The organism is Streptomyces sp. NPDC058051 (genome assembly GCF_042885475.1).
Taxonomy (GTDB): domain Bacteria; phylum Actinomycetota; class Actinomycetes; order Streptomycetales; family Streptomycetaceae; genus Streptomyces.
In genome coordinates this window covers 230201-255710 of sequence record NZ_JBHVRW010000012.1, presented here as the reverse complement: position 1 = coordinate 255710, position 25510 = coordinate 230201, and the positions used below count along the sequence as shown (strand labels likewise).

Sequence of the window (25510 nt, the reverse complement as noted above, 5' to 3'; positions counted from 1 at the left end):
ATCCACGGTCGAGTACCCACACCTTCTCGAACGGCCGAATCATCACACCGGTTACGGCCCACCAGGACGTTTCAGCAAGATCGTGTTATGAGCTCTAAGGGCCTGAACATGCCAAACGCACACAGGAAAGCCGGTTCTGCCCGACGATGGAAATGCGGAAGACCGCCGACACGCGGAGACAGGGGGAACCATGCGCATCGACGTGCGGGTAGGGGCCGAGGCAGACGAGCTGCGTTCACTGCACCAGTGGCTGGGGGCAGACAGAGAGATCCGCAGGTCGTCCTCCTTGACACTCCAGGAGAAGCCTCCCGAGCCAGGGCACATGGGCGGTTTGCTGGACGTCATCCAACTGGTGACTGACAACGGATGGAGCGCTGCCTCCTTCGTGGTGGCACTGGCCGCCTGGAAGCGAACCAGGCCCCAGGACCCGCGGATCGAGATCAGGCGGGGTGACACCGTGATCGTTCTTACCCAGGGCAGCGATGCCGAGATCGAACGTGTCATTCGTGCCCTTGAGACCTCGACCGAGGATGAGGCACCTGGGACATGAGCGTGTTGCCCGACCCCGGCGCGACCCGAGCCGTGCTGATCGGCACCAGCCACTACGACCACCTGGAGTCGCTGCCGGCTGTGTCCAACAACCTGACCGCTCTGGCCGAGGCGCTGACCGGACCCGCCTCTTGGACCCTGCCGCAGGAGCATTGCACGATCCTCTCCAACCCCACGACCGCAGAGATGACCATGGCCGCAGTGCGAGCCGCAGCCGAGCAAGCGCGCGACACCGTGCTGATCTACTTCGCCGGTCATGGGCTGGTCGACCCCGAAGGGGACCTCTATCTGGCCATGCCGCAGTCCAAGCAGCAACGCGTGGAGACCGGACTGCCCTATCGGTGGATACGGCAGGCTCTCCTGAACGGCCGGGCCGATCGATGTGTCGTTGTCCTCGACTGCTGCTACAGCGGTCTGGCCCTCGGGACGATGGGCGGCCCATCAGATCTGGCCGATCAGGCGGCCGTGGAGGGGACATTCCTGCTGGCCGCTGCTGCAGAAACACGCCAAGCACTCGCCCCGCCGGACGAGACCTTCACCGCGTTCACCGGCGAGCTCCTCGCCACGCTTCAGACGGGCATCCCCAATGGGCCTGAGCTGATCGACTTTGAAGCGCTGTACCGGCACTTGCGCATCAGGCTGGCGGCTAAGGGACGTCCCGACCCACAGGCGAGGGGCAGGAACACCGCGGCCCGACTCGCTCTCGGCCGCAACCTGGCCTGCCTGCCGACAACCGCGACCACCCCGTCTACTGACGGGGAGCCAGCCACAGGGCGCTCCTGGCCGAGTCCCTCGGGAATCCGCACTGTCAGGGGTTTCTTCAAGTCGTTGGCCGATGTTCGTGTGACGAGCGGTCTCACCCATCAGATGGTTAGCCAACGTTCCGGTGGGCGCATCTCACCCGGTACCGTCAGCCGTCTTTTGAACCGCGAGAGCCTTCCCAAGACCTGGCACACCACAGCGGTGTATCTGTCCGCCTGCGGCGTGCCGGATCAGCAGGTCGCTGAGTGGCATGCCGTCTGGACGCGGTTGCTAACGGATACGACGACCGACGCTTCGGCGCTCACCGTCCCGCAACCACGCCAGAACCAGAAGCCCACCACGTTGCAGCGGTTGACCGGAAGAGTGTCCCGGCGAAACGGTCGCAGCCGAGATCACCGTTCAGGGAGTAGCTGAGGCAGTCGGAGATGCCTGCTGCGGAGCCGGAGCAGGTGCCTCGCTGTCATCGCCGAAGACCGTGTTCCAAGCGGCAATAGCCAGCAACGCCGCCGCAATCACAACGCCCGTCGCAGGCTTCTTCACCTGCTTGGCGGCCGACGGCCGCACCCAGTGCCCTGCCCGGTAGTAGGGCTTGTCGCTCTTCTGCGCCACTGCGCTCTCCCCCAACGACACTGCCACCTGATCCCTAGACACAGTTTGACAGCGGCCCGTCCGCCCCGAGGAGGAATCAGCACGCACGGCTGATTCCGGACCATGGAGCCGTGATCGGCTGCGTGCTCAGCGGATCACGCGCCACAGGTCCACGAGTACCACTCCTACTGCCTTCGGTCGACGTGCCCACCATGCCGGCACATGCTGCCCGACGCATGACCTTGGCCGGAACTGCTCCTCCAACGCCTGCCCCACTCGGAACTCAACGGCACAGTATCGACAGGGCAGTGGGGCCACAGGGCTCGCCCAGCCCGCGGCCACGAGCGTCGAGCTCCGGTACCTGTGGTGCGGAATCACGCCCGCCAGTCCCTCATGTGCCTCTACGATGATCGCTCTGCGGCTTGAACAACTGGAGCACCATGCGCCTCGAGACGATCAAAATCGAGAACTTCCGCGGCCTCACGCACGTGGACATCCCTTTCTCTCGATTCGGCTGCCTTATCGGCGAGAACAACGCCGGAAAGTCGTCCGTGTTCCAGGCTTTGAACATGTTCCTAAAGTCGGGAACCGCAGTCGACACCGACTTTCTCGACAGAAGTCGCTCGATCCGAATTCAACTCTCCTTCTCCGAGGTCAGCGAAGCCGATCTGAAGCGACTCGAAGACGGGCACCGAACTCGAATCGAGAGGGAAATTCGGGACGGGCGTATCACGCTCGCTAAAGTTTATAAGGGCCCGGGGAAGGGGACCTTCCTGGTCGTCACGCGGGTTCCCCGGGATCACAGGTACACGAAGGTCGTAATCGACGACACATTGAAGTCTGGGCTACCTCCCGAAGTCATCGCCGCCAACGTGAAGGTCACGTACCCAGAAGTTGCCCATAAAATCGAGGGCAAGATCAGCCGCGCAGCGGTGAGGCGCGAGATCGCCACGGTAATTGAATCACTCGGTGAAGATGACTTCGTCACTGGAGACGACGCTTTGCCAACCGGGATGGACAAATCGATCGCCCCGCTACTCCCGGAATCAATTTACATTCCTGCCGTCAAAGAGCTCAACGAGGAGCTCAAGACGACATCCACGGCAACATTTGGGCGGCTCCTTAGTCTACTTTTCGGGCAGATCGAGCACCAGCTTCCCGAGCTGGAATCCTCGTTTGAGGCGCTCCGGGGGCAGCTGAACATAACCACGAACGAAGACGGCGAGGAGTCAGACCAGCGCCTTTCTGAAGTTCGACAAATTGAATCACTGATCCAGAGAAATCTCCAGGAATCCTTCCCACGAGCAAGCGTCCGCCTTGAGATCCCGCCTCCACGTCTGCGTAGCCTTCTCGAAGAAGCGCAAATCTCCATCGACGATGGAGTCACCGGCCATTTCAGGACCAAAGGAGACGGCCTTCGAAGGTCGGTCGCATTCGCCATCCTTCGTGCGTATGTCGACATGAAAACCGCACGACCAGTCACGGCAGACAGCTCTCAGCAACCTTGCCTACTCCTCTTCGAGGAACCCGAAGTATTCCTGCACCCCCAGGCACAGCGGAAGCTGTTCGAAGCCTTGGCGTTCTTCTCCGAGTTCAACGACGTCCTGGTCAGCACCCACTCGCCGTCGTTCTTCGCACCTGGGGCGACCGGAACATTTGTAAAGGTCATTAAGGACCACTCCCTGGATCCGCCGGCAAGCCGGACACGCGTGATCGACCTTTCAAAAATTGAGGCACGCGATCAATTTGAGATCATCAAGCACGAAAACAACGAGGCGGCATTTTTTGCGAACTCTGTCTTGCTCGTAGAGGGACCGAGCGACCACATCCTAATCCCGCACATCGCTCGAACCCTCAATCCGGAATGGGACTTCGAGAAGCGTGCGACAGCGATCGCGAAGGTCGAAGGAAAGGGAAGCATCGCCCGCTACAGAAGTTTCTTCACTCAGTTCGAAATGCGGATTGCGGTACTCGCCGACCTTGACGTCCTAGCGGAAGGTTTTGACAAACTGGGAGCCAGCCAAGATTGTCACCAACTGCGGGATCGACTCATCGCCAAGGCAAAAGAAATTGCAGCCGCTTCAGAAACCTACCCCTCCGGAAAGACACTCAAGAGCATGCGCACTAACGGCGCTGTGCAGGATCTCTGGAAGCGGGCCAGGGTGGCACGAGAGCAATACGCTCAAGGGCTTTGCGAATGGGAGGATCTCGACGCCGCTGTCAGCGCGTTTTTTGCGCGATCTACCTCGGGCGCCATGCGGAAAGTTCTCGAAGAGGCTGCCGATCCTGACCTTAGGCGCATGAAGATCGAGCTGCTTCAGGAACTACGGAAAGATGACATTTACGTATGGGAGCGCGGCGCAATTGAGGACTACTACCCGCCGCTAGAGAACAACGAGTCCTCGAACAAGAACGATCGCGCTCGATCTTTCTGCGAACGGCACGTGACCGCCGATGACATCAAGGGGCTGGCCGTGTTCAAGGATTCAGATGAATGCGAATTCGAGGCGATCTTCGAATCCCTCTTCAGATCAACCCAATCCGGCGACCATGCGCAGCACTTTTTTCCCAAGCAAGCAAAATCAGATTGGACCACCCACACTTCTCAATAGACTGGGAAAACACTCCCTTCCTTCACTCAGCGCCAGCCATCGAGCGAGACCTGGGACCTGCCAGATAGATATCCGTGGAGGGAACTCGCTGTGGTTTCGACGAATGCTTCCGGAATGTCACTGGCGTCGACCCAGCGAACCTGGGAGTGCTTGCGGGGTTCGCGGTTTTCGGGTTCGCCGGTCCATTCGTGGGCGGCGAAGACGACGGTGAGGAAGCCGTTGGGGGCTTCGACGCCCCAGGCGCCGTGGATGATGTGGGCGACCTTGAGGGACTCGGGCTTCACCGTGAGGCCGGTCTCCTCATAGAGCTCGCGGACCGCGGTTTCGGTGATGGGCTCGCCCGGCTCGCTCTTGCCGACGGGGAGGTCCCACATTCCCTGGGCGAACTTGGCGTTCTCGCTGCGCTGGAGGAGGACGACGCGGTTGGTGGCCTTGTCGTGGACGATGACTGCGGCGACCAGCAGGGTCATCGATTCGAGCGCCGGCTGGAGGGCCTTCGGCTGATCGTCGGTCTGCTGAGTCACGGTGTTCCCTTCGTCGGGCGGATTGTTGGGCATGTTAGGCGAGGGCCTCGCGTGCGCGGCGGGCGAGATCGGCGGCGCCGGGAACGCGGCGACGCTGGTAGACCGCGAGCGTGGAGCGGATCGAGGCGATCGCCTTGCGGGTCCGGTCGGAGGTCATGCCCTCCATGAGGACCAGGGCCTGGGTCCAGGCCGCGACGGCCTCGTCGGCGCGCGCCTGGGCGGTGAGGCTGTCGCCCAGGTCTGCGTGGGTGAGGGCGTGAACGCGCTTGTACTTCTCCGGGTCCCAGCGGGTGAGGGCGTCTCGGTGCTGCTGCTCGGTGCCAATGTGGTCTGCGAGGTCGGTCAGGGTGCGGGCGGTGTGGCTGGCCACGGTGCCGGCGGCGGGACCACTGACGCGGGAGTAGCTGGGTTGGGGGCCGTCGTCGCGGAGGAGGGCGTCCTCGGCGGCGAGCAGGGCGCGTGCGGCCGACGGGTTCTCGTTGGTGGCTGCGTAGGCGCGGGCGTGGGTGATGTGGAGGAGGGCCTCGGTCTGGCCGTCGACATGGCCGAGCCCTGTGCGCAGGGCGCCTTCGACGAGGTCGACGCAGTGGTGGGGCTGCTTGAGGCTCAGGGCCTGGTGGGCGAGGGCGCGCATCATCCAGGCGGCGTGGCCGTGGGGGTCGGCTTCGCAGGCGAGTTTGTAGCCGACCTGGTAGTAGCGCTGGGCGGCGCCTTCCTGGCCAAGGTCGTGGTGCTTCCACCCTGCGAGGTAGGCGAGTTCGGCGACGGCGCCGAAGGCGGCCCGGCGTAAGGCTTCGCTGGGGAAGCGTCCGCGCAGCATGGGGGCGGCTGTGTCGGCGAGGTACGCGGTGACGGTGGTCAGTCCGTGCCCGCCGCCGAGGCGCTCGTCGGCCGCGCTGAAGGCAGCCGTGATCTGCCGTACGACGTCCACGTCCTCCACGCCGACCAGCGACGTGCCCGTGCTTGCGCGGAGCATGCGGGCGGTGGCTTCGTGGTCGTAACCGAGCGGCATGGCGACGCCGGCGGTGGTGAAGGCCGCGATGGCGAGGAAGCGGCGGCGCTCAACGTCGGCACGGCCCAGGTCGGTGGCGGCCAGGACAGGGTCGGATTCCGCCGGCTCTTCGTCACCGCTGGTCTGGAGGCCGATCTCGGTCTGGGTGACCGTGCGCCCCGCTCGTCGGGACAGCGCCTCGGCCAGGTACTGACCTACCCGGCCCGACGGGGCGCGGGTGCCGTTCACCCAGTGCGAGACGGCCGACTTGTTGGTCTGGAGGATCTCGCCGTTCTCGGCCGCGATGCGCCGCACGTCTCTGGCGAGGGCCTCGTACGTGCAGTCGACCGCCGCGATGACGTCACGCAGACGGGAATTGGGTTCTCTCGGCGCCGCCACGATCGCCTCCACTCCGGAGCTGTAAACCGCGTATACCGCTCCAACTGCCTTCCACCGTACCCACTGAGCGTGACCACCGGTTCACTTATCAGCAGCCGCCCGGAACGGCGCGACCGTGATCCAGGCTCCCCCTTGGTCCGGGCGGCACCCCGAATTCCGTACGCCCACACCAGGCTCGGGCATTCCTGTGCCCGCGTCCGGACGAACAGAGACGGAGACACGGTGACCACCATCGACACCACGGCCATCACGGTCGAGCTGCCCGAGGCGTTCGACCCGCGCTGGAGCCGCCTGCCCGGCATCCAAGTCGACGGCCGACGCATCACCATCGACCCGGCCGAGTACTTCTTCCGCTTCGAGTCGAACACCTGGCTCGTCGCCGACTGGAAGCTGGTCAAGTCCCAGCTCCTGGACGTGGACGAGACGACCGAGAGCGCGGTCGAGCAGCTCGCGCTCGACTTCATCAAGCAGCACAGCGAATCCACCTCCGACGCGGCCCGCGTCCTGGCCACCGCGTACGAGGTGTACGCGTACCTCTTCCGCGAGGAGCACCTGGCCTGCCTCGGCCTGCCGCAGATCACCGCCGACCACCTGCGGATGCTCCGCGAGGCGGCCACGCTCATGGCGCTCAACAAGGTCGAGCTGGACGGGCACATCTCCAACGTCGGCCCGTGCTGGTTCTTCCCCGCCGCCACCTCCGTCGTCTTCGACCTGGACGCCGAGATGGGCGGGATGCTCGACGAGGTCTACCACGGCGGCTGGTTCAACGAGCACCGCCGGATCGAGTCCATCAAGGCCCACGCCGCGCTCGGCGGCCGACTCGTGCACGGCTGCCAGTCCGTGCCGGACCAGTCCGGCGGCGTGGTCGCGCCCTACGGTGCCTCGATGGCGAACTTCCGCGACGACCTCGCGGCCTTCAAGGCGGGCTGGATCGAGCAGGTCTATGCCCACCGCGTGAACCCCGCCGCGTAGCCACCACCCGATCGGGCTCCGGGGCGGGCCGGCATCCCTCGCCCGCCCCGGACGCCACCACCCATCCCCGGAGCCCTCCCGTGACCACGAACCCCAGCGCCGAACTCCTCGACAACCTGCTCACCGCGACCGGCCAGACCACCGCCGCACGGAAGGAGGTGCGCGTGTGGTCCATGTCCGGCGTCGAGCGCGTGACCTTCCCGGACGGCTCCACGGCCATCTTCAAGTACGCCAAGAAGCCCTTCGACAGCGAGGACCAGGCCCTCCGCCTGGCCCACACCCTCGGCGTACCCGTCCCCCAGGTTCACGCCTCCGCCGTCCTGGACGGCTGGCTTGGCATGCTCATGGAGGACCTAGGACTCTCCGTCCGCGAGGCCGACGACCTCGACGGCGTCGCCGCAGCCGTGATCCTGCACGGCACCCGTACGGCCCCGCCCTTGCCCGTCCTCGACCAGGACCGGCTGCGCACGCTCCCGGCTCGGGCGCTGGAACACCTCGAACGGCTGCGCAAGGCCGACCGGTGGCAGGACGCCGACGACGTCGAGGACGCGCTCGACCGGATCGCTCAGGCCGCCGAGGCCCGCTCGGCCGGAGCGACGCTGGAACCGTTCGGCTGGGTGCACTCCGAGTTCCACCCCACCAGCCTCCACATCGGCGAGTGTGGCTGGCGGCTGCTCGACTTCGCTCGCGCCTTCACCGGCCCCGGCCTGCTCGACCTCGCCAGCTGGCACGGAACCCTCGAGCCCCCGCACCCCGTGCGTCTGCGCGTCTTCCTGGAGCAGTACGTCACCGCCGGCGGCACCCCTGACGCCCTCGCCCCGCGCGGCGGGCTCACCGCCGAGAACTGGGCCCTGGGCTGGCACCGCATGTGGGCCGTCGAGTGGTTCATGGAACAGGCCATCCGCTGGATCAACGACTCGGCCACCGACCCCGCCTACACCAAGGCCGTCCGCCGCCACCTCATCGACGTTCTTCACCTCCTGGAGATCTGACGTGCTCGCCCAGGCATCCCCATGGCACGCCCACGCGCTCCAGCGCACCGCTGCCGGGCTCGCCGAACCCCTCTCCGTACCCGCCCGGATGGAATGGACCACCCGACCCGGCCAAGGGCTCGGAGCCGAGATCCTCGGCCCCGACCTGCGCGGCAAGCGACTCCTGGAACTCGGCTGCGGCCCCGGCCACAACGCCGCCCACCTCGCCACCCACCACGGCGCCCACGTCACGGGCATCGACCTGGTCGGCCTGCAGGTCCGCCGCGCCCGCTCCCACTACGGACGGCTGAACAACCTCACCTTCGTAGCTGGCCATGCCCTGCACTACCTGCAAGCCTCCGACGAGCAGTTCGACGCGATCTACTCCGCCTTCGGCGCCGTCGGGCTTGTCGCGCCCGAGCTCCTGCTCCCGGCCATTGCCCAGCGCCTCACGCCCGGCCGGGTGCTCGCCTTCTCCGTCCCGCACCCGCAGCGTGGCGGCCGAAGCCCCTCGGGCGACGACCGGCCCCGCCGCGACTTCGTCACCCTGCCCGACCACACTCGGCTCCCCATCGCTCGATGGGAGTTCGATACCGACCGTTGGGAGAGGCACCTCAGCCGGGCGGGCTTCTGGCTCACTTCGGCCCAGGAGTTCAACGACCCCCGCATGGGCCACTGGCCCACCACCTTGCTGATCCGCGCCCGCAAGCTCTGACAGCCGCGTTCATCCGGACTATGGAGGACCGATGCGCCCGCCCTACCTGCTCCTCGACATCGACGGCGTCCTCATACCCTTCCCCGACGAGCACGGCTCGACCCCGGCCACACACGCCCGCCACGACGTCGTCCCCACCGGCCGCAGCGCCGACAACCCGGTCACCGTCTGGCTCCACCCTGCCCACGGCCGCCTGCTCATGGACGTGATCCGTACCGGCCTGGTCACCCCCGTCTGGTGCACCAGCTGGCGGCAGGACGCCACCACCCTCATCGGCCCCCTTCTGGGCCTTCCGGTGCTGCCGTACGTCGACCTGCCGCGCCCGCAGATCACCACCAGCCACCCCAACGGCTACCTCTGGAAGCGCGACCACGTCGACGCCTGGCTCGGCGACGCCCCTGCTGTATGGATCGACGACGACTTCACCGGCCTCGACCATGAATGGGCGGTGGAACGCACTGCGAAGGGAACGGCGACCCTCCTCATTCAGCCCGACCCGCACCTCGGGCTGCAGCCCGAGCACCTGACCGAGGTCACGACGTGGGCCTCGCAGTTGCCCGCGGCCCACGCCGCCTGACGACTGATGCCCTCGCTGCCACGAGCAGCGATGGCATCAGGGTGCACTGTGGGCGCTGCCTGCGACTGGGCACCGTTCGGCATTCTGAACGAGATGGCAGTGTGATAGGGATTTTCATCGGCGCCGCTGATGGCGGAGTCAGCGAACGCCGACTGCATCCAGGGTGGCCGAGGACATAGCCGCGTGCGGCGGAGTGGTGGCGGCGGCTTCGGCGTTCCATAGTGGAGACTTGCGCCGTTGAGATCGATCTTCTATTGACTCGCCAACGAAAATTACTCGTCGATATTGCTCTCGACCAGCAATTTGTTGGCATCTATCAACTATCCAGGGGATTGACCCCATGACCTCCGGATTCTAGTGATCGCGCGAAGTGACCCGCTGGCCGATCACTGTGGAACATCAGGGCGCGAAATGAAATCCGGATCGATATGTCGAAATCATTGCATCGAACTGATCTCTGTACTTTTCCAGGAATGTATCGAGCGAGTAGGCGCCGTTCCAGCCAGCGTCGCGCAGCTGCGACCCCTCACAGGGGATCGGTAGTGTGCAGAGGTCCGCGTCCTTTACGAAGTGGAGTCGGAGTTCGCGCGCCTCGGAGATGTTCAATGGATTTCCCCCAATCTGCTCGATGAGTACGTAACGAAGACCGAGAAGGTTAAGGAGATCAAGATCGGTGACCCAGGCCGCATCCATGAGTCGGTGGGCCTGCCAGTGCACAGCGTCTCGATAAACCAACCTTACTCGGTCAGTCACATTGGTGTGCGGAATGCCGTCCCAATAGAGCGAGCCATGGATCGTGCGGTTGACGCCATCCTGGGTAAGCGCCGTTCCAAAGGTCATCGGAACAAGGTTTGAGAGCTTGTCAGGCCACCCGTGCACCAGGGATCGAATCAGGTCGCAGGGGTTGTACACGTGGAGCATGACATCCCGCTCTACGGCATCAGCCGAGACGTCGTCCAGCCACCGTCCCACGAGCCTCTCCCAATCGGGATTCCCCGCAAAGCACATCCTGCTCTCCTCCCGGAAAGCCGGCCATCTTCCACGATCCGTGGTACGCGCGGAGCCTGTGTAGAGAACTTCGCCGATTCCCTCTTCGTCACCGTTCAGGTCGCGGAGAAGATCTCGCTCGTCCAGCGAAGTACGCTTCTCGAATTCACCTGCCGCCCGATAGCCCTCAATCTCCCAGTGCGGGTTCTCCGCCAGATGCCGGAGCACGCCGGGGCGGGCCGTATCATAGCCAGCTGCGAAGACATTCCGGGTGATATGACAAAGGGCCGAGTACTCTAGGGGATACCCCCCAGCTTCCTCGTACGAATCCGTCTCATTGCCATCGAGCCATGCTGGCGCTTCATCGGGGTCCAGACGCCCGATTGCGAAATAGAGGCCGTACGGTGCGACCACAAGGTCTTTCTGTGAGATGCGCCGGAAGTCCGCCGCGAGGAGATCATGCGCTCCCGCCTCGGCGGATGTGGCCAGAATTTCGTTCCAGCCTTTCGATCGCTCCTCCGGGGAGTTGTAGAAGTAGATGAAGTGATGTGGGGTGACCCGAGGCGGTACCGCCGCTTCGAGAAATTCCACCCGGTCCGCGCGCACAGGAACGCCGTTGTCGTCCAATGTGAGTTGGTACCCGCGGAGATCGTGGGACCAGTCTCTCGCCATGTTGCTCACCGGGACGCGCAGTTCGTGCCAAGTGGTGGAGACAATCATCGCGCGGATGCGGTCCTTGCGGAGCCCCAACTCCTGCTGCAACAGCTCGGCGTACTTCGTGACCTCATGAAGGGCGCGGGCCGAGGTCGAGTCGGATCGCTTCAATTCGATCACCACCCACGATCCGTGGCCGTCTCGGGCCAGGATGTCTATACGCCCGCGTGTTCCATGAGCATTGGGCAGCGGGTACTCCGTGCCAATCAACCGAAGACTCGGCTCGATGAGCGGCAGGAGGTCGGCCAGCATGTCGCGCAGTCGTGCCTCGTACGGAACATCCACGTCGCACACCTCATACAAGTCTCCGGGTCAGCAGGTCAGTTGAGAACTGATCAGGTTTTGACAGTAGATGATCGGTCTGACAATCCTGACCCGTTCTCGACCTCAGCTCAACGAAGCCAGGTTCACAAGCGCCTGACGGGAGGTTCGCCCCGTGGGTGAGCTCGCGCGTAGCCCGAGCAGTGGTGATCACGACGTTGGGGCTGCCGGGCGGCTACGGCCGCGGCGATCATCGTGCGGGCCGCAGAGGACAGCACCATCATGAAGCTTGCCATTGAACTCGACCCGGTGCCCCGCCACGATGCGTGGCGGGGGCATCCGGCCGGGGTCAGCGGTGTCGACTGTGCTCTTCGGGCCTCGTGCCCACTGGTGTGGCCGGTGGGATTGGTGTGGCGGACATGGACGACGTGCCGCTGACCGTACTTCGCCTGCGAGCCGCTTGCGTCCGCCTGTTCGGCTGAGCGGTGATGCGCCAGTTGAGGACCTCGGCGGGGCGCTCGGCACTGTCGAGTTCCCGCAGGGTGCCGACCGTGGCCAGGAGGTGCCGGGGGTTGTGGCCGGCGGTTTCGGCGTGGGCGAGGGTGGTGGTCAGGGCGGTCCAAGTGGGGTCGGCGAGGATCCGGTCGGCGTGGTCGGGGAGGGCCGCACGAACGTCCTGCTCGAAGCGGTGGGCGGTTGCGGCTCGTGGTGCACGGCGGGCCAGGTCCGCCAGGACGGGTGTGGCGGCCTGCTGGTAGCCCACCTGAAGGTGGCGGAAGGCTTCTTCGGCTGCAGCGGCCTGCTGTGCGTGGCCGCGCTGTTCATGCCACTTGGCGGCAGCGCGGGCCAGGTGCACGGTGGCGAAGATCAGGGCGATGGCGAGCCCACCCGGCTCGCTGGACGCGTAGGCGAGTTCCTTGGCGGCCTTGCGCAGGGCGGTGGCGGCTTGGTGGTCGGCGCGGGTGGCGGAGCGGCGGGCGCGGTTGAACGCCGTCGCCGCTGCTCGTAGTTCCGCCCGGTGTGGGCCGGTCGTGGCGCTTGCGATGTTGTACAGGGCGTCGCCGAAGGCGGTCAGGTGGCCCTGGGCGACGGCATCGTCATCCGAGTCGAGGACGGTGCGTGCCGTGTGGACTGCGGTGGTGGTGTGCCGCCATGGGTCGGCGGGGTCCGCCACATACCGCGGGCGGTCGACCACATCCTGGTCGGGGAGGCGTTCGCGTAGGCGGTTGATGGAGAGATCGGGGGCGAGCTTCGAGCCGCCGTACCAGACGGGTTCGCCGGCCGCGTTGGTGTCGCCTGGTGCGGCAAGGCTGTAGCCGATCACGTCACCGGTCTCGGGGCCGAGGCGTGTTTTGACCTTGATGCCGAGGGACTGCAGCACGGTGAAGTAGTCGGCTTCGGTTCGTACGGCGGCGGCGACCGCGTACGCCTGCTCGCGCAGCCAGTGTCGTGCGGTGACCGTCTGGCCCTGGCGCTCGGCCTTGGCGCGTTCGGCGCCGGTGGGGGGGCGGGGCGCGGTGAGGTCGCCGGACTTCAGGCGGCGCAGGCCGAACTCGGCTTCGATCTTGCGGCATTCGGCTTGGGCTCGTTGTCCGTCGTGGTGGGTGCGTGGGCGGCGTCCGTCGGCTCGGACGGTGGTGGCCATGATGTGGATGTGGTCGTCGGCGTGGCGTACCGCGATCCACCGGCACGCCTTCGCGTCGCCTTCGGGGGCGATGCCTGTGGCGTGGACGATGCGGCGGGCGACCTCGGCCCACTCGGTGTCGGTGAGGTAGCGGTCACCGGGCGCGGTGCGGACGGGGCAGTGCCAGACGTGCTGAGGTGGTTTCTTGCCGCCCAGCTCGCGGGTGCGCAGGTCGACGTGGTGGTCGAGGCGTTTGGCGAGCTGGGTGTAGGTGGCTGCCGGGTCGCGGCCGGGGCCGGGGGCGCCGGCCATGTCCCAGGCGGCGACGATGTGAGGGTCGGTGTGTTCGTCGCGGCGGCCGGGGCCGAAGAGGTAGACGATCAGTCCGCGGGAGTCGGAGCCGGTGGAGACGTCAGGAACCATGCCGGGTGCCTTCCGTCAGGAGCTGGTCGATCAGTCGGTAGCTGTTCTCGGCTGCTTGCTCAACGTGGTCCAGTACGGCCTCGGCGCGCTCGGGCACGGTGCCTCGGTGGATGGCTGCGGTGATCTGGTTGAGGTTGCCGCCGATGCGGTTCAGCGCGACCGTGTGTGCCTCGACGGCCTCAATCAAGGGACGGATGGGATCGTCCTCCGGGCTGCCGACCAGCCCCGCCTTGCCGAGGGCAACGGCCAGGGCGGCGTCCCCGACGAATCCGGCGAACTTCTGACCGCGCTGGTGAGCGGCGGCGCTGATCACACCGACCGCGGTCCGCGTGAAGCGGATGGTCTTCTCCTGGTCGCGCTTCTCCACGGTGCGCTTGCGGTTCATCAGCGCGGGCAGGACGGGGGCATCGAGATCTCGCCAGGAGGGCTGCTCGACGGGCGGTTGGGCATCGGCCGGCGGCTGGGTGCGAGGGGCGATGGAGTCGGCTGCGGGCGGGCAGCGGGTCTCGGCTACGCCCTCCTCCGGCTCGGGCGCCCCCTGGCGCTCGGCCTTCTCCTCCGCCGCCCCTGGGGCGGGGGCAAGCGCGGACGAAGCCTCGTTAGAGGCTCGTTCGCTCCAGCTTGCTGCTGATCGGCGGGTCAGGCCGAAGAATCCCTTGCGGCGGCGGATGGAGGTGTTCTCGGTGCTCGTTTCGGGCATGGTGGTGCTCCGGTGGTCGTGTGGGGTGGGGCTTCGTCACGTCCGTTGCATCCGTCCCGTAGCTGGTCAGGACAGGTACGGAGGCGACCGCAGGTACGGAGTGATCCGTATCGGCGAGGAACTCCGTCCCCGCGCTGACCTGCGCGGGGACGGATGCGACGGATTGATACGGAGCTGGTGTCAGCGAGTGGGCCTGGGGCCGGCAGGCCCGCCAGGCGGGCCGATGGGCAGCGTCCCGGACGGAGGGGCCAGCGGCTTGCCCTGGGCCCGACGTGTGGGCGCGGCCTCGCCGGCTGCGGGGGCTGGCTGGGCGGGGTCAGGGCAGTAGCGGGCCCAGGCGTCGAGGAACTGGTTGCGGGCGTATGCCTTCGCCTGCCTGCCGTTCTCGAAGCGGTGGTTGGCCGGGCTGATGCCGAAGTCGCGCAGCAGGTTGGCCAGGTGGTAGGCGTTCAGGCCCTTCGTTCCGTACTCGGCCCAGGGTGCCTCGGCGTCCTGGATGAGGGCGGCGAGCAGGTCGTGGCTGCGCAGCGCTTCCTGGTCGCCCTGTTGCTCGAAGACTCGGCGGATGTCCCGGAGCAACCGGGTCTTCAGCGTCGTCTGCTCGTCCTGGACCACCTCGTTCCTGGTCATCGCCAGGCAGGCGGCACGGGCCTGGGTGGGCCAGTGGCCGCCGGCCAGGTCGGCGACGATGACCAGGGGTTCCCAGGTGTCCGCGGCCCGGTCTTCGACCGGCATCGGTGGCACCAGCCGGTGCGCTGTCCCGCGCAGTGGGGTCAGCCACGCGGCCAGTCGGTCGCGCAGGGCGTTTAGTTCCGGGACGGAGTGCCGGGAGCGGAAGGGAGCGACCTTCTCGCCGGGCTTGCGCTTCTGCATGCGGAGCACGACGGCGCGGTCCATGATCGTGTCCGGTAGGTCGCCGATGCCGGCCAGCGCGGCCATGGCGAACGTCGGGAACGCTGTCGGCTTGTGCTCAGGGCCGGATATCCGCCAGGCGGGGCGGTTGCGCTGGTGTCCGGCGTTCAGCAGGCCGCGCAGGTCCTCCTTGTCGCCAGCCTTGGGGCCGAAGATGGTGTCGGCCTCGTCCACCAGCAGCGTCGGCGGGTCCTCGCCGATGATCCGGAAGACCACCGCCGGCGAGGTGTTCACCGTCATCATCGGCCGGGACACGGTCTCGTGGAGCACGTCCAGGACACGGGACTTGCCGCACCCCTTGGTCGGCCCCACCACCGCCAGGCGCGGCGCGTGCTGGAGGGCGGGCTGGATGTGGGAGGCCGCCACCCACAGGGTGACCGCGGTCAGGGCCTCGTCGCTCGGCAGTACGACGTACCGGCCGATCGCCGCACGGAGGTCATTCAGCAGTGCGGCTCCTTCGTCGGCCGTCTCACCGCTCATGCCAGTGCGGTCCCCAGTCCCCGATCCACCATCGGGGACCACGGTCCCCGCAGATACATGGGGACCGTGGTCCTCAGCGTGTGCTTGGGGCGCGTTGCGCTCGTCCGGGATTCGGGGACCGGGTTCGGGGACCGGCGGACCGGAAGTCTCTGTCCGGTCCCCGGCGTCCGGTTCGGCGGGACCGGTCCCCAGGGCGCTGGCCTGCGCATGTTCCGCGTTGGGGGAATTTCGGTCCCCGACCGGAACACCCGTCAAAGCAGAGGACCGTGACTCCGTTCGGTCCCCGCCTCGGTCCCCGTTGCGCCAGGGGATGCCCTGGCCGGGGACCGCAGGGGTGGGCCAGACAACCTCGGATGTGTTCAAGGTGGCGGGGGACGTAGAGTCCTCCATAGACGTTCCTCTCAGGTGGGGGACGGGACGGGCAAGGTCCCGCCCCTCACCGGTTCGTTCGTTCAGGGATGGGCGACGTGCAGGGGAATCTCCGGCCCTCGGCGTTGGCGCGCCGGGGGCCGTTGCTGTGTCTGGGCCTGTCGGTGGCTCATGAGGCCAGGCCCCATTCCTCCTGGCCGTCGATCAGGGTGTGCTCGTAGCGCAGCAGCTCGGCCTCGGGGTACAGGACCCGCTTGCCGACCTTGATGCCGCGCGGCCCCTTCTGGATGTGGCGCCAGTAGCGGACGGTGCTCTCGGCTGTGCGGTAGCGCTCGGCGACCTCGGCGGTGGTCAGGTATCGCATGCATTCCCATTCGGCTAGGTGGCGATTCGATCTGCATAGAGTTGTACCCCGGGATCGGCGGTTAACCAAATCGGGAAGCCCATGTTTCAATTGGGATAGCGACGGTGACGACGGAGGTTCGATGGCAGGCGACAGGCCCGAGGGCGGCGAGGTGCCGCTGCTCTACAGCGAGGGAAATGTGGCTGCGCGCGTGGCGCTGGAGCGTGAGGTCAGAGGGTGGAGCACGACCGAGCTGGCGGAGCGGGTGACCAGAGCCGGCGTCAAGATGAACCAGACAGCGGTCTGGCGCATCGAGAACGGCACCCCCCGCCGGCGCATCAACCTCGACGAGGCTCTCGCCTTCACCCGCGTCTTCGAACTCCCCCTCGAAGAGCTCATGTCACCGCCCCTGGAGGGGCTCGACATCGACAGCCGGCGCCTCGTCCAAGAAGCCGTCGAAGCGTTCTACGAGACCCGCGACGCACGAGACCGGCTTCATCGCGCCGTGGTCGCCATCGCCGACCACATCAAGGCCCATCCCGACAGCTCGCGGGCCATCCACGAGCAGTGCCTCCGCCTCATGGGCGACGAGCGGGACGCTCGCACCCTCAGCGGCGACATCGAGGACGGCGGCCACTACTGACAACCGACACGAAGGAGAGGCCACTTGGCCAACATCCAGAAGCGCCCCAACAGCAAATGGCGTGCTCGCTACCGCGACCTCGACGGCAAGGAGCACGCGCGCCACTTCGACCGTAAAGTCGACGCCCAGCGGTGGATCGACGAGGTCACGGCCAGCCTGGTCACCGGTCAGTACGTCGACCCTCGATCGGCGAAGAAGCCCTTCAAGGAGTACGCGGAGGAATGGCGTGCCATCCAGCCGCACCGGCCTTCCACGGCCAAGGCGGTGGCCCAACACCTGCGCTGCTACGTCTACCCGGCCTGGGAGAAACGGGCACTCGGCGCCATCAAGCCCGGCGACGTACAGAGCTGGATCACTAGCCTGACCACCACGCACGGGCTGGCCGCCAGCACCTCACGGACGGTCTTCAACACGGTCAACGCCGTCTTCCGGGCGGCTGTCCGTGACCGGATGATCCCCCACAACCCGTGCGCCGAGGCGAAACTGCCTTCGGTACCCCGGAAGAAGATCGTGCCCCTGGCCGTCGAGCAGGTGCGGACGCTGTCCGAGGAGATACCCGCCCGCTACAAGGGCCTCGTGCTGCTCGGCGCCGCCACCGGGCTCCGCCCCGGCGAGCTGTTCGGCCTCCAGCTCCGGCACGTGGACCTGCTGCACGCGACCGTCTCGGTCGAGCAGCAGATCCAGCAGACCGCCAAGCACGGCGTGTACGTCTGCCCGCCCAAGACCGCTCGTTCGCACCGCACGGTCCCGCTCCCCCGCATGGCGGTGGATGCGATGAAGGCCCACCTGCGGGACTTCCCCGCCGATGGGCCCGAGGGCTGGATCTTCACGGCGCCGCACGGCGGACCCGTGGTCTACACGCACTTCATGGACGGATCCTGGCGGCCCGCCTGCACGAAGGCCGGCATACCGAAGGGCACCGGACCCCACTCCCTCCGGCACCACTACGCCAGTCTGCTGATCAAGCACGGCGAGTCGGTGAAGACCGTCTCCGAGCGCCTCGGCCATACCAATGCGGCCATGACGCTGAACATCTACACCCACCTGTGGCCCGACTCCGAGGAGCGGACCCGGGCCGCCATCGACAAGGCGTACGCGGACTGCTCTGCGGACAGCAAGACGCTTGCCACTGGAGCGGCATAGCGGCTACCACCAGCTGACCGAAGTCAGCACGCTGCCGACTCGGTGCGGACCGTGAGGGCCGACCGAACCTGCTCCGCTGCAGATTCCCCGCAGCGGAGCTTGAGGCTCCCAGGACTTCGGCGACTCTAGTAGTACTCCCGGATGTATCCCAGCGCCTTCCCGAAGACATCCTGGTCACGGATCTTGAACTTGATGTAGAGCGCCTTGCGGAGCGCCTGCTGGACGAGGCGATCGCCTTCATTGGTGCCCTGCCAGCCATCAAAGCGGACGGTACGGACGACGGAGTCGACCTCGTCGACGACCTTCTCGGCGATGATCGGAGTCTCCTCACCCTTGAGTGACTCGAAGAGGTCGGTCAAGGCAGCCTTTCCACGCTCCTCGCGGGGCACCTCAGCGGCGGCCTTCTCCGCTGCGACCGTGTCGCGCGCCAGCACGAAGAGCTCCTTGAGGAACTCCAGCGATGCCTGCTGAGAGTGGGCGTACCTCTCGCGCAGAGCATTCAACCGCTGGCCAAGCTCGACGAACGCCGGGTTGCCGACGTGCTTGGCGATGCGGGCGGTGATCCATTTCTCGACCTCGACGGGGTCGATGTCCTTGCGGTTGCCGGTCATCAGGTCCTCGATAACCTGCGCATCGAGGACGATGGTCTCCAGGTCGGTGCGGGGGACCTCGACGGTGACGTGCTCGTTTATGAGGTCAAGGGTCTTGGCTCCCAGCGTGTGCCAAACCAGTCGGCCGGTGACGTCCGTGGGTTGCACAGACTGGTAGACGTCGGTCAGCCAGCGGTAGTCCGCTTCGCATTCGGACAGGATCGGGTCCGGGGACAGGGTCTCCCACAGCTGGGTGACGACGCTGTACGCGGCTCCGAAGGCGTCGCGGGACTCATCGGAATCGATCGCGGCCTGCGCCTGAATCAGGCCCTCATAGCCACCGACGGTGCGGTCGACGCCAGGGAAGAACGCCAGAGCAGCCTCAATCGCGGGGCCGAGCTGCTCGCGGAGTACAGCGATGTTGGAGATGACCTGCTGGACAGACTTGTCGTCAAACTCGAAGGCCTTGGCGACGTCGTCGAAGATGCCGAGGTAGTCCACTATCAGGCCGTGGGTCTTCGCAGGCGGATAGACCCGATTCGTGCGGCAAATCGCCTGGAGCAGGGTGTGCTCGTACAGGGGCTTGTCGATGTACTGGGCATAGAGGATCGGGGCGTCGAAGCCGGTGAGCAGCTTCGCCGTCACAATGATGATCTTCAACGGGTCCGCCGGGTCGTTGAAGCGGGCGGTGATTCGCTCCAGCTCCTCCCGACCAGGGGTCCACTGCTTCCACGTCGGTTTGTCACCGCGGCTGGTGGACATCACGATCGTGGACACGTCCGGGCCGATCAGGCGGTCAAGCTCTTCCTTGTACGCCACGCAGGTGGCCTTGTCGTAGACCACGACCTGCGCCTTGAAGCCCTGCGGCTCGACCTTCGTGGTGAAGTGCCCGGCGATGTCGGCGGCGATCTTGCGGACCCGGTCGGGGGCCTTGATCAGCACCTCCAGGGAGGCGGCCTTCTTCGACAGGGTGGTGCGGTCTTCCTCAGTGAGCCCGTAGCGGTCGGCGAGCTCGGCGAAGGCCGCGTCGATCGACTCCTCATCCAGGTGGATCTCCGAGAGGCGCGGCTCGAAGTGCAGCGGCAGGGTGGCGCCGTCGCGGATGGAGTCGGAGAAGGAGTAACGCGAGAGATACCCGTGCTCGTCGGCCGCGTCTCCGAACCACATGAACGTGTTGCGGTCACGCTTGTTGATCGGCGTCCCGGTCAGCCCGAACAGGAACGCGTTGGGCAGCGCCTCGCGCATCTTGCGGCCGTAGTCGCCCTCCTGGGAGCGGTGGGCCTCGTCGACCATCACGATGATGTTGTCGCGCACGTCCAACACACCCGGGGCTTCGCCGAACTTGTGGATCGTGGTGATGATGATCTTCCGCGCGCACGCAGCCAGGAGCTCCTGCAGCTCCTTGCGGGACTCCGTTGAGACGAGGTTCGGTACGTCCGAGGCGTTGAACGTCGCGGTGATCTGGGTGTCCAGGTCGATCCGGTCGACCACGATGATCACCGTCGGCGAGGTCAGCCCCGCCGTTGCGCGCAACTTCTGTGCAGTGAACACCATCAGCAGCGACTTCCCCGACCCCTGGAAGTGCCAGATCAGCCCTTGCTTGATCTGCCCGTGCAGCACCCGCTCCACGATCAGGTTGGTCGCCTGGAGCTGCTGGTACCTCGCGATCACCTTGATCTTGCGGTGCTTCTTGTCGGTCGCGAACAGCGTGAAGAACCGCAGGAAGTCCAAGATCGCGTCCGGATCCAGAACGCCCTCGACCGCCTCCTTGACCGCCGAGAGGCCTACTTTCACCGGCGTATGGTCATCACCGGACTCATCCGCGCGCCACGGCCCCCACAGCTCCACCGGCATCCCGACCGAGCCGTAGCGGAAGTCCTTGCCCTCGGTCGCGAAGTTGAGCACGTTCGGCACGAAGAACGCCGGCACGTTGACCTCATAGTCCTCCTTGACCTGCGCGGCAGCGTCGATCCAGGAGTACGCCGGCCGCACCGGCGACTTCGCCTCCCCAACGACGAGCGGGAACCCGTTGCACCAGATCACCAGGTCGAAGCGCCGCTCCAGTCGCCCGCCCCTGTAGGTCACCTCGGTGGAGACGATCCAGTCGTTCGCACTGTGCTCGCCGGGGTGGTCGAAGTCGATCAGCTTGACGGTCACATGCTCGCCGTCGGGCCCGAACGGCATCGACTTCTGCCCCGTGAGCCATGCCGCGAACTCCTCGTTCGCCACCACCGGATTCGGCGTGTTGCGCGCGGAGACCAGGATCGCGCGCAGCCGGTAGATCACCTCATCGGCCAGACGCGGATCCGCCTCGATGGTCGGGTTGAGGCGGATTAACGCCTCCCGCACTTGCTGCTCCAGCAACACCTCGTCGGTGCGCCGCGGCAGATCGCTCCCCGGCACGAACCGCACGTCCCCCGACTCCACGAGGTCCCGGACGAAGTCGCGGACGGTGTTCGCCTCGTTGAAGATCACTCGGCACCCCCGAAGACCTGGTCGTGAAGGCTTCTACGGAGCACGTCGATTTCTGAGCGTTCCCCTGCCACACTCGTGAGTGTGTCTTCGAACGAGCTCACACGACCGAGCAAGTGGGTCTGATCTGCAATGGAAGGCACCGCGATGCTGCGCGCGATGTAGTCCTTGACTGACAGATTCGTGATATTGGTCGTCTTCTTTGCATAATTTCGAGTCACGCCAGCCACCCAGTCATGCCGAAGACGCCAGAACAGGAAACGCGGCTCCACAACTTCCCGGTTCGGCCGAAGCAGCCGCTGAAAGTCGGTGGGGATACACGGAGCCGGGTCTCCGTGAGCGATAACGACGCGCCCGACTGGTTGCGAGGGTGATCCTCCAGAGCGCTCGAGGATAATGTCCCCATCGCGAACAAGGCGCACCTCGGCCTGCCGCCTGCTCACGGAACGAACAGGCGACCCATCAGTTGTCAGTTGAGTCGCGCCATCCGCATATACGCGCGGCCCGAGCGCCAGTACGTCGACCTCAGCCTCGCCCTCTGCTGAGCCCCAGATCCCACCAATGACATCGGTACAGAGGTCAATGATCTTTTTGTGCGGGCCAGAGGCCGCCCGGAACGAGTCAGCGAGGAAACGCTGCATCGCGGCCTCGATTGTCGAGACCTGGCCACCCAATTCGGCTTTGTGGCGCTCCAGTGCCCAGAGCAGATCGGCGAGGCGCTGCTGTTCGTCGACGGGAGGGAGGTCGAACTCGTACGCGGCCAGCTCGCCCCAGTTCAGGTAAGGGTTGACCGAGCCACGTGAGTGGGCGATCGCGTAGGCGTGAAACCTCTCGGCCGAGAGAACGAACGGGAGGAACTCCTGCAGGAGCAAGTTCTTGTCGAGGGTCTCCAGTACGAAGGTCTTCTCGCCTGTGATGCCCTCGAATTCCGGGACGGCGACTTTGCGAAGATATGTTCGCCTGGAGACGTAGAGGACGTGGCCTGGCTTGAACCGCTTGTAGAACATCGGCCCGATCGGGTCGCGCCCGATAACGCCCCAGTCGGCGATCGAGAGACTGCCGCTGGGAATGTGCTCGCCAGCGAGGAACCGCTCCAGGCCAGAGGTCTCGGCGTCGACCCGGTCGGTGACGTGCCGGACCACATCTCTAAGGGTGACACGCTTCCAGCCGGACTTGTCGAGGTTCAGGCTCATGCCAAGGCCTCCGTTCGCAGCAGGGACAGCACATCGACGACGGCCGCATCAGAGCTCTGCGCAGCCGTACGCCAGGCAGCAAGGGCCTCGGCGAGGTCGATTTGTTCTCCCCCGCTGCTGTCCATGGCTCCTCCGACGTATGTCGGGATGGCCAGGCTGAAGCCCTTGGCCGCAATCTCATCGAGCGTGGCGACCGTCGCGAACTGCTTGATGTTCGCGAAGCCACGGTAAGCATCGAGAATCTTCTGCTGGTGAGTGTCGCGCAGGAAGGCCTGCCCCTGTTCGCGGGAAACCTCGTTGAGGGCGTTGATGAAGAGAACCTTGCCCTGGCGTTCGGCGGGCTTGCGCGTCCGCAGGATGACGACGACGGCCGGCATCGGGGAGTTGTAGAACAGACCCTCGCCAAGGCCGAGCACACACTCGACCAGGTCGGACTTGACCAGCCGCTCGCGCATGGCGGCCTCGTCACGGCGGAACAGAACCCCGTGGGGGAAGAGGATCGCGGAACGCCCAGTGGTGGGGTCCAGACTCTTGGCGATGTGCTGGAAGAAGGCGTAGTCGGCGCGCCCCTGGGGTGGTAGGCCCCACATGTTGCGCCCGTAGGGGTCCTTGGCGAACGCGTCGCGGTTCCATGCCTTGATGGAGTAGGGCGGGTTGGCCAGGACGACGTCGAAGGTTTGCGGGCCGCCGTGGGTGTTGAGGAAAGCAGGCCTGCCGAGGGTGTCGCCATGGGCGATGCGGCTGTCAGTGACACCGTGCAGGAACAGGTTCATGCGGGCGATGGCAGAGGTGCCGTAGTTGAGCTCCTGGCCATACAGGCGCAGGTTTCGCCACTCCTTGCCTTGACGCCTGACCTCGGCTGCGGTGGAGATGAGCATGCCGCCGGTGCCGCAGGTCGGGTCGTATACAGACTCGCCGGGCCGGGGCTCGAGCATGAGCGTCATCAGGTGCACCAGGGTGCGGTTGGTGTAGAACTCCTGGGCGGTGTGGCCGGAGTCGTCGGCGAACTTTTTGATCAGGTACTCATAGCCCTGCCCGAGCTCGTCCTCGGGCAAGTTCGCCACCGACAGCGTCTTGGTCGAGAAGTGCTCGATCAGGTCCGAGAGGGTCGAGTCGGGGAGCAAGTCCTTGTTGGTCCACTCGCCGTCGCCGAAGACGCCGGGGAGGGTGTCGGGGTTGGCGGACTCGATGGCCCGCATGGCTGCCTTGAGCGAGGTGCCGACATTGCTGGTGACCTTACGCAGGTCGGCCCAGTGGGCGCCATCGGGGATGGCGAAGCGGTGGTTCTCCGGGAGGTCAGCGAGCTCCTCGTCGCCGTACGCCTCCAGGGCCGTGGCGTGCTCCTCGTCGTAGACATCGGAGAGTCGCTTGAGGAAGACCAGCGGGAAGATGTACTGCTTGTAGTCGCCGGCGTCGATCAGCCCCCTCAGCAGCACTGCGGCGCCCCACAGGTAGGACTCCAGTTCCCGCTGGGTGATCCGCTTCGGGCTCGTCGCAGTCATGCGTCCAGCCCCCACTTCGCCAGCTCGGCCTCCAACACTGCGCGGGTCTCGCGGGCCTTCGCGTGCGCGGTCTCCAGGTCGGCCAAGACTTGCTCCAGGGTGATCTGCTCGCCGACCTCGGCCAGCTCGACATATAGCGGGATGTTCAGGTTCCAGCCGTTGGTCTTGATGTCGTCCAAGGTCGCGACCGCGGCCAGACCGGGCTGGTCGGCGTACTCCTGATACGCCTTCAGGAGGGTCTCGGCGTGGTCAGGCTCGAGGGTGTTCTGGTTGCGGCCGCGCTTGAAGAGCGACTCTCCATTGACGAAGAGCACCTTGTCCTGCTGCTCGGCGGGGCGCTGGCGACGCAGGATCAGCAGGCAGGCGGCCAGGCCGGTGCCGTAGAACAGGTTGGGTGCCAGGCCGATGACGGCCTCCACGAAACCGGCTTTGAGGACGTGCTCGCGAACGCGGCCCTCGGCGCCCTGACGGAACAGGGCGCCCTGCGGGAGGACGACCGCGACCCTTCCTCCGGTGGGTGCAGCGGAGGTGAGCATGTGCTGGGCCCAGGCCCAGTCGGCGTACCCCTTCGGAGGCACCCCGCCCAACTCATTGCGGCCCCACGAATCGGAAGCCCACTGCTCGTGGCCCCAGTTCTTCAACGAGAACGGCGGGTTGGCGATCACACAGTCGAACCTGGCCAACCGGCCGTGGTCGAAGTAGGCCGGGTCGCGGAGCGTGTCGCCGCGCTCGACGTGGAAGTCCTCCATACCGTGCAGCAGCAGGTTCATCCGGGCGATAGCGGAGGTGGTGAGCACCTTCTCCTGGCCGTACAGCCTTCCGAGCACGGTCTTCGGGTCACCGCCGCGGGCCTTGATGTGCTGGATGACCTCGATCAGCATGCCGCCGGTGCCACAGGCCGGGTCGTAGACCGTCTCCCCCTCCTGGGGGTCGAGGATCTTGACCAGTAGGGCGACCACCTCGCGCGGGGTGTAGTACTCGCCAGCCTTCTTGTTGGACTGGTCAGCGAACCGCTTGATCAGGTACTCGTACGCCTGCCCCAGCACGTCAGGAGCGGCTTGGGAGATCGAAAGGGTCTTGATCGAGAAGTGCTCGATCAGGTCAATCAGCTTGCTGTCCGGCAGCTTGTCCTTGTTGGTCCAGGTCGCGCCGCCGAAGATGCCGTACAGCGTGCCCTGGTTGGCCTGCTCGATACCGCGGAAGGCGGTTTTGAGGGCCTCACCGACGTTCTCGGTGCGCTCGCGTACGTCTGCCCAGTGGCAGCCATCAGGGATGGTGAACCGGTGGTTCTCCTCGAACGCCGCATACGTGTGGTCACCACCAGACTCGTCCAGCGCTCGGGCGTACTCCTCGTCGTACACATCGCTGATCCGCTTGAAGAACATCAACGGGAAGATGTACGCCTTGAAGTCCGCTTGATCGATGCTGCCCCGCAGCAGATCAGCCGCCTTCGCCAGATACGACTCCAGCTCCCCCAGCGTCAAAGGCATCGGA

Annotated in this window: 21 protein-coding genes; 9 read left to right on the top strand and 12 right to left on the bottom strand. The window is 65.9% G+C overall.

The window, feature by feature from the left end; translation table 11 throughout:
- The first annotated feature begins 190 nt into the window (after window positions 1-190).
- Both ACFVUT_RS21060 and ACFVUT_RS21055 read left to right on the top strand, forming a co-directional pair.
- Window positions 191-550 carry a hypothetical protein gene (locus tag ACFVUT_RS21060; RefSeq protein ID WP_389286731.1) on the top strand — a complete coding sequence of 120 codons (360 nt, stop codon included), beginning with the start codon at window positions 191-193 and terminating at the stop codon, window positions 548-550.
- The gene (locus ACFVUT_RS21055; protein ID WP_389286729.1) at window positions 547-1725 is read left to right on the top strand and encodes a caspase family protein; all 1179 of its coding nucleotides are present in this window, start codon (window positions 547-549) and stop codon (window positions 1723-1725) included. The genes ACFVUT_RS21060 and ACFVUT_RS21055 overlap by 4 nt, the downstream gene beginning before the upstream one ends.
- Here ACFVUT_RS21055 and ACFVUT_RS21050 read toward each other — a convergent pair.
- Window positions 1711-1920 (bottom strand): hypothetical protein, encoded by a 210-nt coding sequence (locus ACFVUT_RS21050; protein ID WP_139216355.1) that lies wholly within the window; start codon window positions 1918-1920, stop codon window positions 1711-1713. The two genes, ACFVUT_RS21055 and ACFVUT_RS21050, sit on opposite strands and share 15 nt — an antisense overlap.
- A 419-nt stretch (window positions 1921-2339) precedes the next feature.
- Here ACFVUT_RS21050 and ACFVUT_RS21045 point away from each other — a divergent pair, with 419 nt between their 5' ends.
- Window positions 2340-4511 carry an ATP-dependent endonuclease gene (locus tag ACFVUT_RS21045; RefSeq protein WP_389671021.1) on the top strand — a complete coding sequence of 724 codons (2172 nt, stop codon included), beginning with the start codon at window positions 2340-2342 and terminating at the stop codon, window positions 4509-4511.
- A 26-nt stretch (window positions 4512-4537) separates the two neighbouring features.
- Here ACFVUT_RS21045 and ACFVUT_RS21040 read toward each other — a convergent pair whose 3' ends face one another.
- Together ACFVUT_RS21040 and ACFVUT_RS21035 are read right to left on the bottom strand one after the other, a co-directional pair.
- Entirely contained in the window at window positions 4538-5068 is a 531-nt protein-coding gene (locus tag ACFVUT_RS21040; RefSeq protein ID WP_389286724.1) for an NUDIX domain-containing protein, read from the bottom strand.
- Window position 5069: 1 nt separating this feature from the next.
- Window positions 5070-6425, bottom strand: coding sequence for a tetratricopeptide repeat protein (locus tag ACFVUT_RS21035; protein ID WP_389651670.1), 1356 nt, complete (start codon window positions 6423-6425; stop codon window positions 5070-5072).
- A 222-nt stretch (window positions 6426-6647) separates the two neighbouring features.
- On the opposite strand from ACFVUT_RS21035, the gene ACFVUT_RS21030 reads away from it, so the two are divergent.
- From ACFVUT_RS21030 to ACFVUT_RS21015, 4 genes are all read left to right on the top strand, one after another.
- Entirely contained in the window at window positions 6648-7397 is a 750-nt protein-coding gene (locus ACFVUT_RS21030; protein ID WP_389286720.1) for a hypothetical protein, read from the top strand.
- A gap of 80 nt (window positions 7398-7477) precedes the next feature.
- The gene (locus ACFVUT_RS21025) at window positions 7478-8389 is read left to right on the top strand and encodes a phosphotransferase family protein (protein ID WP_389651666.1); all 912 of its coding nucleotides are present in this window, start codon (window positions 7478-7480) and stop codon (window positions 8387-8389) included.
- A 1-nt stretch (window position 8390) separates the two neighbouring features.
- Complete coding sequence (locus ACFVUT_RS21020; RefSeq protein WP_389286716.1) at window positions 8391-9083, top strand: class I SAM-dependent methyltransferase; 693 nt, start codon at window positions 8391-8393, stop codon at window positions 9081-9083.
- A 31-nt stretch (window positions 9084-9114) separates the two neighbouring features.
- On the top strand, window positions 9115-9660 hold the full coding sequence (locus ACFVUT_RS21015; protein WP_385697507.1) for an HAD domain-containing protein: 546 nt from the start codon (window positions 9115-9117) through the stop codon (window positions 9658-9660).
- 399 nt (window positions 9661-10059) lie between these two features.
- Here ACFVUT_RS21015 and ACFVUT_RS21010 read toward each other — a convergent pair whose 3' ends face one another.
- The 5 genes from ACFVUT_RS21010 to ACFVUT_RS20990 all read right to left on the bottom strand — a co-directional run bounded on the left by ACFVUT_RS21010 (window position 10060) and on the right by ACFVUT_RS20990 (window position 16494).
- Window positions 10060-11646, bottom strand: a complete 1587-nt coding sequence (locus tag ACFVUT_RS21010) for an endonuclease NucS domain-containing protein (protein WP_389651662.1) — start codon at window positions 11644-11646, stop codon at window positions 10060-10062.
- A 325-nt stretch (window positions 11647-11971) separates the two neighbouring features.
- Entirely contained in the window at window positions 11972-13669 is a 1698-nt protein-coding gene (locus ACFVUT_RS21005) for a relaxase/mobilization nuclease domain-containing protein (protein WP_389651659.1), read from the bottom strand.
- Window positions 13659-14369 (bottom strand): hypothetical protein, encoded by a 711-nt coding sequence (locus ACFVUT_RS21000; protein ID WP_385697513.1) that lies wholly within the window; start codon window positions 14367-14369, stop codon window positions 13659-13661. The genes ACFVUT_RS21005 and ACFVUT_RS21000 overlap by 11 nt, the downstream gene beginning before the upstream one ends.
- Window positions 14370-14549: 180 nt before the next feature.
- Window positions 14550-15761, bottom strand: a complete 1212-nt coding sequence (locus tag ACFVUT_RS20995; protein WP_385697515.1) for a DUF3631 domain-containing protein — start codon at window positions 15759-15761, stop codon at window positions 14550-14552.
- A 538-nt stretch (window positions 15762-16299) separates the two neighbouring features.
- On the bottom strand, window positions 16300-16494 hold the full coding sequence (locus ACFVUT_RS20990; protein ID WP_385697516.1) for a helix-turn-helix transcriptional regulator: 195 nt from the start codon (window positions 16492-16494) through the stop codon (window positions 16300-16302).
- Window positions 16495-16615: 121 nt separating this feature from the next.
- On the opposite strand from ACFVUT_RS20990, the gene ACFVUT_RS20985 reads away from it, so the two are divergent.
- Together ACFVUT_RS20985 and ACFVUT_RS20980 are read left to right on the top strand one after the other, a co-directional pair.
- Entirely contained in the window at window positions 16616-17116 is a 501-nt protein-coding gene (locus tag ACFVUT_RS20985) for a helix-turn-helix transcriptional regulator (RefSeq protein ID WP_385697518.1), read from the top strand.
- A 24-nt stretch (window positions 17117-17140) separates the two neighbouring features.
- The gene (locus tag ACFVUT_RS20980; protein ID WP_389651653.1) at window positions 17141-18259 is read left to right on the top strand and encodes a tyrosine-type recombinase/integrase; all 1119 of its coding nucleotides are present in this window, start codon (window positions 17141-17143) and stop codon (window positions 18257-18259) included.
- A gap of 125 nt (window positions 18260-18384) precedes the next feature.
- On the opposite strand, the gene ACFVUT_RS20975 is transcribed toward ACFVUT_RS20980, so the two are convergent.
- Genes ACFVUT_RS20975 through ACFVUT_RS20960 form a run of 4 tightly spaced genes read right to left on the bottom strand, consistent with a single transcriptional unit; the run spans window position 18385 to window position 25506 of the window.
- Window positions 18385-21324 (bottom strand): type I restriction endonuclease subunit R, encoded by a 2940-nt coding sequence (locus ACFVUT_RS20975; RefSeq protein WP_389651650.1) that lies wholly within the window; start codon window positions 21322-21324, stop codon window positions 18385-18387.
- The gene (locus tag ACFVUT_RS20970) at window positions 21321-22514 is read right to left on the bottom strand and encodes a restriction endonuclease subunit S (protein ID WP_389651647.1); all 1194 of its coding nucleotides are present in this window, start codon (window positions 22512-22514) and stop codon (window positions 21321-21323) included. The genes ACFVUT_RS20975 and ACFVUT_RS20970 overlap by 4 nt, the downstream gene beginning before the upstream one ends.
- Window positions 22511-24016: an N-6 DNA methylase gene (locus ACFVUT_RS20965; protein ID WP_389651644.1), complete on the bottom strand. Its 1506-nt coding sequence runs from the start codon at window positions 24014-24016 to the stop codon at window positions 22511-22513. Before ACFVUT_RS20965 ends, ACFVUT_RS20970 begins: the two co-directional genes overlap by 4 nt.
- The gene (locus ACFVUT_RS20960) at window positions 24013-25506 is read right to left on the bottom strand and encodes an N-6 DNA methylase (protein ID WP_389651641.1); all 1494 of its coding nucleotides are present in this window, start codon (window positions 25504-25506) and stop codon (window positions 24013-24015) included. The genes ACFVUT_RS20965 and ACFVUT_RS20960 overlap by 4 nt, the downstream gene beginning before the upstream one ends.
- Between the last annotated feature and the right edge of the window lie 4 nt (window positions 25507-25510).

Excerpts from the sequence above, each read along its gene's own strand:
- ACFVUT_RS21040 (WP_389286724.1), bottom strand. The coding sequence starts at position 5,068 with ATGCCCAACAATCCGCCCGACGAAGGGAACACCGTGACTCAGCAGACC.
- ACFVUT_RS20970 (WP_389651647.1), bottom strand. The coding sequence starts at position 22,514 with ATGAGCCTGAACCTCGACAAGTCCGGCTGGAAGCGTGTCACCCTTAGA.
- ACFVUT_RS20960 (WP_389651641.1), bottom strand. The coding sequence starts at position 25,506 with ATGCCTTTGACGCTGGGGGAGCTGGAGTCGTATCTGGCGAAGGCGGCT.
- ACFVUT_RS21005 (WP_389651659.1), bottom strand. The coding sequence starts at position 13,669 with ATGGTTCCTGACGTCTCCACCGGCTCCGACTCCCGCGGACTGATCGTC.
- ACFVUT_RS21000 (WP_385697513.1), bottom strand. The coding sequence starts at position 14,369 with ATGCCCGAAACGAGCACCGAGAACACCTCCATCCGCCGCCGCAAGGGA.
- ACFVUT_RS21055 (WP_389286729.1), top strand. The coding sequence starts at position 547 with ATGAGCGTGTTGCCCGACCCCGGCGCGACCCGAGCCGTGCTGATCGGC.
- ACFVUT_RS21060 (WP_389286731.1), top strand. The coding sequence starts at position 191 with ATGCGCATCGACGTGCGGGTAGGGGCCGAGGCAGACGAGCTGCGTTCA.
- ACFVUT_RS21045 (WP_389671021.1), top strand. The coding sequence starts at position 2,340 with ATGCGCCTCGAGACGATCAAAATCGAGAACTTCCGCGGCCTCACGCAC.
- ACFVUT_RS20990 (WP_385697516.1), bottom strand. The coding sequence starts at position 16,494 with ATGCGATACCTGACCACCGCCGAGGTCGCCGAGCGCTACCGCACAGCC.
- ACFVUT_RS20965 (WP_389651644.1), bottom strand. The coding sequence starts at position 24,016 with ATGACTGCGACGAGCCCGAAGCGGATCACCCAGCGGGAACTGGAGTCC.
- ACFVUT_RS20985 (WP_385697518.1), top strand. The coding sequence starts at position 16,616 with ATGGCAGGCGACAGGCCCGAGGGCGGCGAGGTGCCGCTGCTCTACAGC.
- ACFVUT_RS21015 (WP_385697507.1), top strand. The coding sequence starts at position 9,115 with ATGCGCCCGCCCTACCTGCTCCTCGACATCGACGGCGTCCTCATACCC.
- ACFVUT_RS20995 (WP_385697515.1), bottom strand. The coding sequence starts at position 15,761 with ATGAGCGGTGAGACGGCCGACGAAGGAGCCGCACTGCTGAATGACCTC.